Consider the following 12,286-nt stretch of genomic DNA (forward strand, 5'->3'; position numbering starts at 1 on the left):
TATCACCCCTTTTTATCCGTTACTGTATGGTATAGGTAATTTCTGCCGGGCCGTCATGTTTTGCCCTGAGCCTTATACTATTAACAATACCCGACCATACCTGCCAGGACTGCGCAGACCCCTTCTTAACAAACACAATCGTTCCGGGAGCTACCTGTTTTACGGTAATATCAGTACCGTATATATCCCCTTCCTGTGTGTCTGTTTTTGGAGTGAAGCCGCAGAGGTCTAATAAATCAAAATCCTTAGTATCGTACTGAATTGAAAATGTATATTTGTTTAAGTCCTGAATGTCTGAACCTGATAAAATCAAGTCAAATTCCTCTCCGGCAGATGAAGTAATATCATATGTCTGTACTGAGTTCAGTGTCTTTATTATCATCGGAGTACTCCATTCGCTAATACCTGAAACACTTCTTGCCCTTACTTTATAGGTATGGGTAGTGTCAGGTGAAAGCCCTTTATGTAAACAACTTGTTCCTGTACCGTTGTCAATAATTAATCCGTCAACCTCAATTTCATATTCCTCCGCTCCTGTAACTTTATCCCAACTGATAAGTATGGAGGTCATGTTAGAGGAGGACACCACATTTGAAGGTATAACGGGGCCTTGGGGAAGTGTTGAAACAGTAAATACACTGCCCCAGTCTCCTGCTCCCGAACTGTTATTTGCCCTTACCCGATAAGTATGTTTTGTGCCTGCCTGAAGTCCTTTGCTTGTATAAGTCAATGCGTTAACATTTGAGGTTACTGCTCCGTCTGCTTCAACATCATAAGAAGTTGCACCATCAATTTTATTCCACATAACTGATATAGAAGTCTTTTTAGCTATAGCTGAAACCTTGGGTACATTACCGGAAGTAAATTTTGTAGATTTGATTAATGCATTACTCCAGTTACTGGTACCACCTTCACTGACCGCCCTGACTTTTATCTCATGTTGCGAATTTTGCTCCAGTCCCCCTGCTAAATATGTTGTTTCTGATATTCCTGTTATAACTGAGCCGTCAAAATCAAGTTCATAGCCTGTTGCTCCCTCAATCGGCTGCCAGTTTATTGTCATAGAGGTTTCATCCGAGTTTGCTGTTAACTCTTTAGGAGTTTGGAGTAAAAATGTATTGACTGCCAATGGCTCAGTCCATTCACTTATCTCGGCATCTCTTTTCGCTCTTACTCTGTAGGTGTGGGTTGTATTTGGCAGTAATCCGTTATGTATACAGGTAGTTTCATCTCCGTTATCCGTGGCAACACCATCAACTTCAACTTCGTAGCCGGTTGCATTGGCAACAGGATTCCATGACAATACGATTGAAGAATTATCCGCATTAGCCTTTAGGTTTAAAGGTGTTCCAAATTCATTTGTTAGCGTAGCGGAAACAACTGCAGCACTCCACTCACTTGCTACCCCGCTTTTCTTTGCCCTGACACGGTAAACATGCTGTGTTCCCGGTGCAAGATTACTATGGGTATAGGTAGTTCGTGTACCATTGTCAAACGCAACTCCGTCTACTGATATCTCATAGCCCGATGCTCCGCCTACCTTGTCCCATGTGAGGGCTATACTGTTCAGGGAAGGAGTTGCAGAAATATTTATCGGTACCGGTACCGTATCAAGAAGCGTAGTGGTATTTACATATCCGCTCCATTCACTCTTACCTCCCGGATTAATGCTTCTTACCCGATATGTGTGATGGGTTCCCGGAGTGAGGCTGTTATGAATGTAGTTGGTATTCGGGCCATTGTTTACAAGAGCCCCATCCACCTCTATATCATATCCGGTCGCTCCTGAGACATTGTTCCATGTAACCGTAACTGAGGTACTCAGAGGTACTGCATTAAGGTTAACAGGTATATCCGGCGAAGCTGGAAGTGTGGATTTTGTGATTGGTGCACTCCAGTTGCCGGGGCCTCCTGCATTTCTGGCTCTGACCCTATATGTATGAGGTGTTCCGGAATTGATACCAACATGTGTGTATACAGTTGCAGTATCAGTATTTACAACTGTTCCGTCAACCTCGATTTCATAACCTATAGCCCCACTTGAAGCGTCCCATGAGACAGTTATGGTCTTGTCTGTTGCGGTAGCAATAATATTTGCAGGTGAACCGGGAGGTGCTATAAGGGTTGTCCCACTCACAGAAGAACCGGCAACAGTTTCAATATTTTCAGCATTTCTTGCTTTTGCGGTAAAGGTGTAGGTTTGCTCCGGAGACAGACCCGTGACAGTTACCTTTTTGTTTGTCAGTGTAATCCAAACAGGTGTTGCGGTTAGGGTTCCTTCTTGGGTTACATACTGACTGCTGTTATTTGTACTAATCTGGTACTGTGTAGAATCCGAATTGTTATCGGACGTTGAGACATCAAGAGTATAGGAGGAGGCGTTATTTACCGCCAAATCAGGTACATCCGCCTTTGTATATACATTCTGTGAGCTGGTTGAAATGTGACCTACCGTATCTCTTGCTTCGAATTTTGCCTCATACATCATATTTGATATCAGATTGTTTTGGGAAGTATACGTGGTAGCGTTTCCCCATGGAGAAACTTCCGATCCGATAGTGTATCTGTAGGGATTAGAATCCATCCCTGTAAAACTGTCCGTAGCCGAACCTAAGATTGTGACAGTATTAGTTGTAGTTGATACTGTCACTGCACCCATGACCGGATAAGATTTATCCAAATTAAAACTGACTGTTTTAGTAACCGGTGTAGTTATTCCAATATCATCTGCCTCAAATCTGATTGTATGAGTTCCTTCGCTTAGTGTACTCATATCCAGAGAATTGAAATTCACAGTTTGTGCCGCCAAAGTATTTGTGAGTGTCTTTGTATCCCTTGGAGTAGTTTCAGAATCTATGTAATATCTGCATGACAGAGTATCATTATCTATATCTGAGATTGTTATTCGAGGAATAAATCCAGTATCTTTCTCAGAGAATGTCATGTTATCCGAAGGTGAATTTACCGTATAACTCGGTGGCGTACTGATAGAACATTCCCAGAGTGAATTTGTCATTCCATGACCATTAGCAGAACCAAAAACATATATTTTATTGTTTATGGCTGCTGCTGAATTATTACCGACAACAAATGGTGCATCAGCCATTTGAATCCACTTATTTGTTGCCGGGTCATACTCATGCATGCCTTTTACATACACATCGTTGTAAAGTCCTCCGCAAACATACATCTTTCCGTTTATGACAACGGCACTGTGCTCTCTGCTAGCAGGGCCATATGACTTGGTAGTCCATTTGTTTGTCAGTGGATCATATTCCATTAAACACCCCGTAATTCTCCAATCCTTATCACCTGTTTGCCCTCCATAAACATACATCTTCCCATTTATGCCCACCGCTGTCTGATTGACTAATGGCACCGGGCTGTTCGCTTTATTAGTCCATATTGTTGATTGAGGATCATACTCCCATAAGTCACTTGTAATAAAATCTCCACTATAATTACCACCAAATATATAGATTTTACCATTTACAGAGGCCATCGACCGCCCACCGCTAGAGATCTTGGGACAGGCACTTAGTATTGTCCATTTGTCAGTTGCAGGGTCATACACGTAAAAATCTCTATATGAATTAACATACATTTTTCCATCTACCACTGCTGCACATGGGCCAACTAGTGTAGCTGGACAAGTTGCTTTCTGTAACCACGTATCCGTTACAGGATTATATTCCCATAAGTCATGATTATATTGAAATCCACTATCGCCTCCGAAAACATACATCTTACCATTTATCGCTACGGAAACCTGATTATAACGCGGTGTTGCCCCACTTGCCTTCTGAACCCAGGTGGAATACGCAGCAGCCGAAGCTGTGTTATTTTGTCCAAACCTCACTCCCCCCCCCGCTTTGCGAATCAAAAATAAAACTAACCCCCGACAACACAATAGCCATTGCCAGCAGCAAAGCTATTATCTTCTTACCCCTTCTGTGCAAAAACATAACATAATCCCCTTTTTTATTGAATTTTGTCAAGCGATGGATTATATAATATTACCATGACATGTAAATTCTATCAATTATGTTCTGTTTTTGATTTACAGCTTTTATTTACACATTACAATTATTTCAGATTCCTGTACCCCTTCCGCCTCACCGCTTTCAGTAATACATCCTTGATGTATTGTACTGCTCGTTGTACCATGTATCTATTCCAACGGTTTCATTGTCCTTGAGGCTGTCATATCTGCCGTCAGATGTAATAACTCGCACCCCATATTCCTCCAGAAAATCAAGGAAAAGCAGAGTTTTGGCATTGTTTCTTCCCAACCTTGACAAGTCCTTTAAAACAACGAGATTCACATTGCAAGCCATTACGTCTTTTTTCAGTTCTTCAAGGGCATACCTTTCGAAGCCCGCTCCTGAAACATTGTCATCAACATAAGTTTTATAGATAGTTCCAATGTTATTCTTTTTCACAAAGTCTGCCAGAAGCTTTTTCTGGGTTTCAATGGTATCAATATTTTCTTCATTCTCGTCTCGGCTTTGCCGTACATATATACCTATATGATAATTGATATCTGGTTTGTTAAATCCAAGCATGGCATCCTCCCCATTTTTACAAATTAAGTCTGGATAAATACTATTCTATTTATATTCAGTAAATTCGAATTATAAAAATTGTCCATGAAAAAGGCATACTAACCGATTAACAGTCAGTATGCCTTTTTATGTAAGAAAACTCTTTATACTACAATTTTTTATCTGGTAGGAAGCATTTCATCAAGATATTTATTAATTAATTTAGCAGGTATATGTCCCGGTCTTTCAAATCCAAGTATCATATTACAGTGGGCATAACCTTTTACAATGTGTAACTTTGTATGCTTGGCACCTTTTTCAACAAGCCTGTCATGCAGTTCAATGGAATTTGTTCTGGGAACGAGCCAGTCATCTCCTCCATGCAAAATAAGACAAGGGGGTTCTTTTCCCGTTATATGTGAAACAGGCGAACATTCAACTTTATTATCATCTCCACCCAACATTGCAATTATTGCCGCACCAAGCATAGGTGGCATGTAATTTTCCTGAAGGTTAAAATCATGTATCCCACTCAAAGGTATCCAGCATTTAACCTTCTTAATATCTATATCATATTTCTTATGCCATTTAACTCCCGCAACAAGAAGAGCTGCCAAATGTCCTCCGGCAGAATGTCCCACTACACAAATTCTATTTGGGTCGCCGCCATAATCATGTATATTTTCCTGCACCCATTTAAGAGCTTTAGCACAGTCTTCTATTATTGCAGGATGTGTCACATTTGGTGATAACCTGTAGTTTATGGAAACAACCGTATATCCTTTTTTTATCCAGTCATGCGCAACAAATCTTGTATTGCTTTTATCTTCATTCGTCCAGCCGCCTCCATGTATATAGAAAATAACCGGTCGTTTCTTTTTTTGTGGAGTTTTTAAATGGTGAATGTCCAGTCTTTGCAGAGGGTCCTCACTGTAGGGTCTTGCAAAGTAGTCCTGACGCTTGGGATCCGGTGTGGCATAAAAAAACGGATACTCTAGTCCACATTGTCCATAAAATGCCCAGTCCTTCTCTTGGATTGAGTTTAACGGTTCTTCTGAATCTACAAACTGCCTATAATCAGCCTCATAATTCATAATTTCTGCCTCCGTATTTGGTTATGACATTGATTTTTAATTTCATTTTGTAGATTTCTACAAATATTTACATATTCCTCCTACTAATACAATATTTTAATAAAATTAACAACTAATTCTAAACTTTTAAATCTCTGCGTCTATAAAATAAATACGTTGCACTCACAAAAACTGTAACAGCAACAATACACAAAACCACTATTGTAATATCAATACCTTTCCCATCAACTATATCCTTGTAACTAAAATATTTAAAAGGCGAAAAAACATTAATTATATTTACTTTATCAGTCAGGTCAGTAATCTTTGCTACGATAAAACTTCCCATAAGTATTCCTGCTGCCGCTGACCCTGAAACCTTTGGTTTTTTAATTACAGCAGCAAGGGCTGCACCTAAAGACAAAAATACAAGTTGGACAATAAACATGCTCACAAAAAACACTGCAATATTCTTTGTAATGTCCTCTCCCTTGCTATAAACATCAACCATCATTAACGACGTACCAAAACTTATCAGGTTAATAACCACCAAATTAGCAAAAGCAGCAAAAAACTTTGAAGTAATTACCTTTGTACGGGATACAGGTTTCACCATTAAAAATTCCGTAGTTTTATCCCTTTCCTCTTTTGCTATTATTCCGCTTCCAAGCAAAACTGCATGTATGGCCACCGCAAGCTCAATATAGACAAACATCATTCCGAAAAAACCGCCTATAGTTGTAACATCAAAAGAACCCATTCCCAGTAAAGCCTTCAAGGTATACGGCATTTTTTCAAAAACGTCACTGCCTCCTCCGCCTGAAGAGTAAGCAGTATATTTTCCCATCCCGCTGAGTATCAACAAAAACATGCAGACACTCCATATAATCAAGGCTTTTCTGTTTGCCTTCAATTCTCTAAAAAAAATATTCATAAATAAAGCCTCCTTTAGCAATCCCGAGCAGTTAACTTACCGCATGGATATCCTTTCTGATATAAATGATATAGCTTGAAATAATGGCTGCAACTACTATTACAGCAGCCGTAACAAGATATGAAGCCTCATAGCCTGCATTATTTATGATATAGGTAATATCAAAATATCTGAAGGGAGAAATATATCGTGTAAAATCCAAAGCCCCCACCATATAAAGTCCAAAAACCACGCCAAGAGATATTGGAAGAACAGATTTCAGTTTTTTAAAAAATACCGAAATAATCATACCTATCGCCATAAAAATAATCTGCAGGAATAATAACGTCAGGTTTATCATAAAGAACAGTTTATTACTATAATTTTCAGTCTTAACAGCGTTTGCTATAAGAAGTGTTACAACATAAAAAGCAATATTTGTATAAACTATGGTTGCCAATGCAGCCATCAGCTTTGCACTTACTATTGATTTACGGGAAACAGGCTTTACCAGAAGGAAATCTGCAGTACGCTCTCTGGATTCCCTTGAAAGTATGGAAATTCCAATATTCATACCCTCAATAGCACCTCCAAGTGTAATAAATGAGAATACCATGGAATAAAAGCCTAATAAGGAAGCAATATTATCAATATTTATTCCAAGCATAGCCCTTATTGCAGGAGGATAGTTGGCAAGGAGTTTTTTGAACTCTTCAGCCTCAGCAGCAACATTAGGATATATGGAAAGAAAGAGTGCTGACAAAGCTATCAGGCTTATTGTCCATATAGACGCTGACTTTCTCATGGATTTAAGCTCATGGAGAAACATATTCATAAAAATCAATCCTCCTTTACGTAATAATGCATAAAGATTTCCTCAAGGTCAGGTTCTTCAATTGAAATATTGCTAAGATTGATATCAGCCATTTTTGCCATAATCAAATTGATGTTTCCTTTAAAAATGAAATTAATGCTGTTACCTTTACTTTCCAATTTGCTGACACCCTTTATATCAAATACATCTTTAGAAATAATTTCTTTAGTTTCAATACCAATCTTCTTATAACTGTTTTCCTGAAGTGTACTCATTTTTTCGAGCTTTATAAGCTTACCATCCTTTATGAAAGCCACTCTGCTGCACATTTTCTGAACCTCACTGAGAATATGCGAAGAAAAGAACACTGTTGCTCCCTTACGGTTTTCCTCTGCAATAAGCTCAAAGAATTTCTGCTGCATAAGAGGGTCAAGTCCACTGGTAGGCTCATCAAGAATAATCAACTTTGGTTCGTGAAGAAGCCCCTGGACAATACCCACCTTTTTCTTATTTCCGAAGGAAAGGTCTTCTATTTTCTTTTTAAGGTCAAGATTCATTACTTCTGCAAGTTCTTTAATTCTATTTGTACAGTCCTTTTTGTAAAAACTGGCTGAATACTTCAAAAGGTCTATTACCCTCATATTGTCATAGTAAAAAACCTCTGAAGGAAGGTATCCCAATTCTTTTCTCACCTCAGGATGTTCAGTACAGCTTTTTCCAAATACAGTTGCACTCCCCTCAGAGGGATATATAAGGCCAAGGAGGGTTCTGATAGTAGTTGACTTGCCTGCTCCATTAGGACCGATAAAACCGAAAATCTCGCCCTGCTCTACGCTAAGATTTATATTGCTTATACCTCTTGCTTTACCATAACTTTTTGTAAGATTCTTAATTTCAATGACACTCATAAATACTCCTCCTTATAAAAATTGTTCCTGAGCAAATCCATACATTCATAAAATTCCTTTAACATAGCGTCAATATCCAGTATAGATGCAGGCAATTGACCGAAGTAACCTTCCGCCATCCATATAAGCATTTTTAGTACTGACTTTGGGTCAATACCTTCTTTAAATTTTGAAGTATCCATTCCTTCAAAAGCAATTTTGTCTCTGTAATCATCTCCAGCGGCAAGCAGAGTTGTAATATCCGACTTTACTTCAGGGTCAGACTCAAAATATACTCCAATCAGAAAAGCTGGAATATAATTATGCTTCTTCATTACCGAGGCCTTAAGCTTAGATGATTGCTTTATTCTTTCAAAGAAATCGGTAACCGTGGAATCAAAGCCACTATTTATTTCATTAATAATGATGTCAGTGCACATTCTTATTAAATATAAATACAAATCCTTTTTTGTCCCGAAATAGTGAAATACCATTGCTTTTGAAATATCAGCAGCTTTTGCTATATCGCTGACAGAGGTTTTCTTGTAGCCATTTGCCCCAAATGATTTAAGAGCTGCATCAACAATTCTTTTTCTTTTATCTTCAGGCAGGTTTAAAAACTTATCCAAAATATCACCTCAAAAAACTAATAAACCGAATCGGTTGATATAAGAATATCATCATAAACCGATTCGGTCAATACATTTAATAAATAAATCAGATTACAAACAAAAAAGCATAACACCGTATTATAAGAAGCCTTACAGGCTAATCACTTTACGGTTATTATGCTTTTTAACTCATTCAGGCGAAATTTACCATCCTAAATCAGTTTTTATAGTTTCAGCAAGCTGGTTTGCCATCAGCTCATGTGTTTTAACGCTGGGATGCCAGTCCTCGCCGTAGCCGTTTGACTCAAGCTGTACAGGAAATTCTATTAAATGAATCTTTGAATCTCCTGAAGCTTTTTTCTGGTCGACAACACTGGTTATAGCACCCTTGCACTTTGTCAGTTGATCCCCTGACAGCATTGGCCCTGCTGCACAATAGATATGGGCATCAGGATACTGTCCCCTTATTTTTGTTACAAAGTTTGAATATGCCGTTGCAAAGGTTGTTTTATCAACAGAACCTGTACTAAAGTCGTTGGTACCCAGATTGATTACAACTACTTGAGGAGTCCATTTGCTTGAATCCCAAGTGAGAGTTGTATTGTAAGGAAGTACTCTTGAATAAACTGCCGGCATTAAGTCATTAAGATCCCCGCCATAGTTTTGTACTAATCCTTTACCTGACCAGCACACAGTTGTCGGGTCAGCCTTCAGAAGTCTGGCAGTTATTGCGCCATACGCCATATATGCATTTTCATTTTTGGTTGTAAACGACTGATACTGGGTTGTTCCTTCGTTACCGTAACCGCATGTAATAGAATCACCTATGAACTCAATTCTTCTTGTTGATGGTAAAGGAGCAGGTAACAATTCACCGCCTGTAACATTAAAGCCTAAAAATTGTGCTTCACCAATCCAAGCTTCAGTTCTTCTGACCAGTTCAACAGTATGTGTAATACCGTCCTTAAGGCCGGAAGCAAGAGTAATCGGAGAAGAAGACCCGGAAGGAATATTAACAGGTGTTTTTACAACTCCGTCAATTATAACGTTAAACCAGTTGTCCCCTGAGGATTTAATAGTTGCACTTATTGCAGTTCCTGTAAAACTTGCCTTTATAGTAGAAGTACTCCACCCGAATTTAGGTCCGGCAGAATCGCTGGTATCAAACCTACCAACCAGCAGTACTCCGGGTTTTTCAGGTGCAGCGTTAATCGGAAGGGTCTTAACCATGCCCAACAGATATTGTTTCAAAATAGCTAAGTCCATTGCATCCAACGCACTATCACTATTTAAATCCATATATTTGTAGTATGTAGTATCCTGCTCAATGAAATATTTCTTAAATTTAACAAAATCCAGAGCATCCACATTGTTGTCACCATTGAAGTCACCATACACACCGGCTGGCTCAGTTGCAGAAACGTTTGTGCTGCCTGCAGCAGCTAAAAATAGTACAAAAAGCATTGAAAACACAATTAGAAATGCCCCTGATTTTCTTGTCACATTAAATTTTTTCATAATAAAAACTCCTATATTCTTTATTTTTAAAATTATAGAAAACTCAATTTTAAATTGCTTCTCAGCATCCCCCCTTTACAATAGAATCAGGAAATACCGGTAGAATACAGGAATATTTACAATGGCTAATAAAGAATTCAATTAGAAAGAAATGTATATCGTCGATAAAGAAATAACTTAGTAGTTTATAGAATAAAAACCGGTACTAAATTTGATTATAAAAAATATCCCACCTCCCAACTCAAAGTATAATTTCAATTTCCAAGAATACTTTAATATTAACTTATACAAAATTCAATATTAAAAATTGTACTCCTTTATATGCTAAAAATATACACCCAAAAAATATTACAAATTACGAGTCAATAACTTAATAATAAGCTCCTTAATATCAATTTTACCTTTATATATGCTAACAACTTTTTTCGTTTTTGCTTTTGACATATGAATACACCTATACCCCTGTTAGAAATACTAGTATATTTATATTCAGTTAATGTTAATTTAAAATTTGTCCTTTAAAAATCAAAAAGGACACAACAATCTGAAATTACCTGTAACAAGTGTAACTTCGGTGTTATGCCCACAATTTCAAAACCTGATAATTTAAATAATTTTATCTTCTGTAATAATAATGTCCATGGGAATGTCAAGTTCATCGCAGGGTATTTCATCCATTACCTGAAAATCAAAAGCAACCCCTACCTTCAAGCAGTTGTCTGATATTAATTTCAGAAACCTGTCGTAATAACCGGCTCCATACCCCATACGATTTCTGTGTAAATCAAATGCACATCCCGGTACAATCACCACATCAATTAAATCAGGACTGACAGTATTATTTTGTCCTGTAGCAGGCTCCAATACACCATAAGTTCCAGGCTCCAGTTCCTGTAGGCTGCTTATTTTTACTGCCTCCAAGGATTTTCCCTTAGTTTTAACAACCCGGGGAACACATACCTGTTTTCCTTGGGAAAGCCAGTTATTAATAATATCATGAGTATAAACCTCGCTCCCAAAGCTCACATAACACATCAAGGTCTCTGCATTCTTAACGCAGTCTAACTCATTTAGCCTTTGAGCTAAAATACTTGATTTTTCAAGTAAACTATCTGAACTCATACTATCCCTAAAGGAAATGTACTTTTTTCTCATTTCATTCTTTTTACACAAATTACAGTATTCCTCTCCAATTTAGCCACAATAAAGCCAACGTACAAAATGTAATAATAGAAACAGCCATTAGTACAAATCCAAACCACCTTTTATCTTTTGCCTCATCAGATACAAATACCATACCCGCAATCAGACCTATAAATTGCCCCAGTACGGGAACCAATACGGTAAGGGAGGTTAATACTCCTTTTTTCCAATTACTGATAACCTTATTGTTTATGTAATTAAGATTCCCCAGTAACATTTCACGTTCAAGGCTGGTTACCTCACTACTGTTCCAAGCCAGGCTGCTGTCGTCATAGCCCTTGTTATTGCTGTGTTCCTGCTTCATCTGAATTAACCTCCAAACCTATTATGTTAATATTATAACATAATTTAACAATCATGAAATGAGACCTTGTTATCATTTTATACAGGAACATAATACATTTCAAATAGTCCCTTTACAACGTCTTCATAGTTTAAGCTTGTTATTTTGTATAAATACCCGTTTTCCATATGTAAATACATAGCTACATCGTATTTCTCGCTGTTGTCCATCAACGCACAAATCATGTCTACTGAATCCAGAGGCCTGTAAAATTCCGTTGCCCATCTTCTAAGTGAACAGTTTACATCCATATCCTTCTCATAAAAGCTATCTAAAAATCGATTTAATTCTCCATGCTTGGTTGTCCACAAACTAATTGTAATTGCCATGACTATTCCTCCATAAAAAAATCTGAATTGCCCAACAATATATATTAGACA

At 37.9% G+C, this 12,286-nt stretch carries 12 protein-coding genes; all 12 read right to left on the bottom strand.

Going from position 1 to position 12,286, the window contains the following annotated elements; genetic code table 11:
• Positions 1-19: 19 nt before the first annotated feature.
• Entirely contained in the window at positions 20-3,859 is a 3,840-nt protein-coding gene (locus tag P0092_RS14375; RefSeq protein ID WP_004621749.1) for a fibronectin type III domain-containing protein, read from the bottom strand.
• On the bottom strand, positions 3,840-3,965 hold the full coding sequence (locus P0092_RS14380) for a hypothetical protein (protein WP_276186945.1): 126 nt from the start codon (positions 3,963-3,965) through the stop codon (positions 3,840-3,842). Before P0092_RS14380 ends, P0092_RS14375 begins: the two co-directional genes overlap by 20 nt.
• A gap of 159 nt (positions 3,966-4,124) precedes the next feature.
• Positions 4,125-4,565: a recombinase family protein gene (locus tag P0092_RS14385; protein WP_004621748.1), complete on the bottom strand. Its 441-nt coding sequence runs from the start codon at positions 4,563-4,565 to the stop codon at positions 4,125-4,127.
• Between the two features lie 158 nt (positions 4,566-4,723).
• Positions 4,724-5,638: an alpha/beta hydrolase gene (locus P0092_RS14390; RefSeq protein ID WP_004621747.1), complete on the bottom strand. Its 915-nt coding sequence runs from the start codon at positions 5,636-5,638 to the stop codon at positions 4,724-4,726.
• Positions 5,639-5,756: 118 nt separating this feature from the next.
• Positions 5,757-6,551, bottom strand: a complete 795-nt coding sequence (locus tag P0092_RS14395; protein WP_004621746.1) for an ABC transporter permease subunit — start codon at positions 6,549-6,551, stop codon at positions 5,757-5,759.
• Positions 6,552-6,582: 31 nt separating this feature from the next.
• Positions 6,583-7,365 carry an ABC transporter permease subunit gene (locus tag P0092_RS14400; RefSeq protein WP_004621745.1) on the bottom strand — a complete coding sequence of 261 codons (783 nt, stop codon included), beginning with the start codon at positions 7,363-7,365 and terminating at the stop codon, positions 6,583-6,585.
• A 5-nt stretch (positions 7,366-7,370) separates the two neighbouring features.
• On the bottom strand, positions 7,371-8,252 hold the full coding sequence (locus P0092_RS14405) for an ABC transporter ATP-binding protein (protein ID WP_004621744.1): 882 nt from the start codon (positions 8,250-8,252) through the stop codon (positions 7,371-7,373).
• Positions 8,249-8,860 (bottom strand): TetR/AcrR family transcriptional regulator, encoded by a 612-nt coding sequence (locus P0092_RS14410; protein ID WP_004621743.1) that lies wholly within the window; start codon positions 8,858-8,860, stop codon positions 8,249-8,251. The genes P0092_RS14405 and P0092_RS14410 overlap by 4 nt, the downstream gene beginning before the upstream one ends.
• Positions 8,861-9,046: 186 nt before the next feature.
• Positions 9,047-10,360: an SGNH/GDSL hydrolase family protein gene (locus tag P0092_RS14415; RefSeq protein WP_004621742.1), complete on the bottom strand. Its 1,314-nt coding sequence runs from the start codon at positions 10,358-10,360 to the stop codon at positions 9,047-9,049.
• 606 nt (positions 10,361-10,966) lie between these two features.
• Positions 10,967-11,515: a 5-formyltetrahydrofolate cyclo-ligase gene (locus P0092_RS14420; RefSeq protein WP_040759338.1), complete on the bottom strand. Its 549-nt coding sequence runs from the start codon at positions 11,513-11,515 to the stop codon at positions 10,967-10,969.
• A gap of 19 nt (positions 11,516-11,534) precedes the next feature.
• Positions 11,535-11,867, bottom strand: a complete 333-nt coding sequence (locus tag P0092_RS14425; protein ID WP_004621740.1) for a hypothetical protein — start codon at positions 11,865-11,867, stop codon at positions 11,535-11,537.
• A gap of 77 nt (positions 11,868-11,944) precedes the next feature.
• On the bottom strand, positions 11,945-12,235 hold the full coding sequence (locus P0092_RS14430; RefSeq protein ID WP_004621739.1) for a hypothetical protein: 291 nt from the start codon (positions 12,233-12,235) through the stop codon (positions 11,945-11,947).
• Between the last annotated feature and the right edge of the window lie 51 nt (positions 12,236-12,286).

This window comes from Ruminiclostridium papyrosolvens DSM 2782 (assembly GCF_029318685.1).
GTDB lineage: Bacteria > Bacillota > Clostridia > Acetivibrionales > DSM-1351 > Ruminiclostridium > Ruminiclostridium papyrosolvens.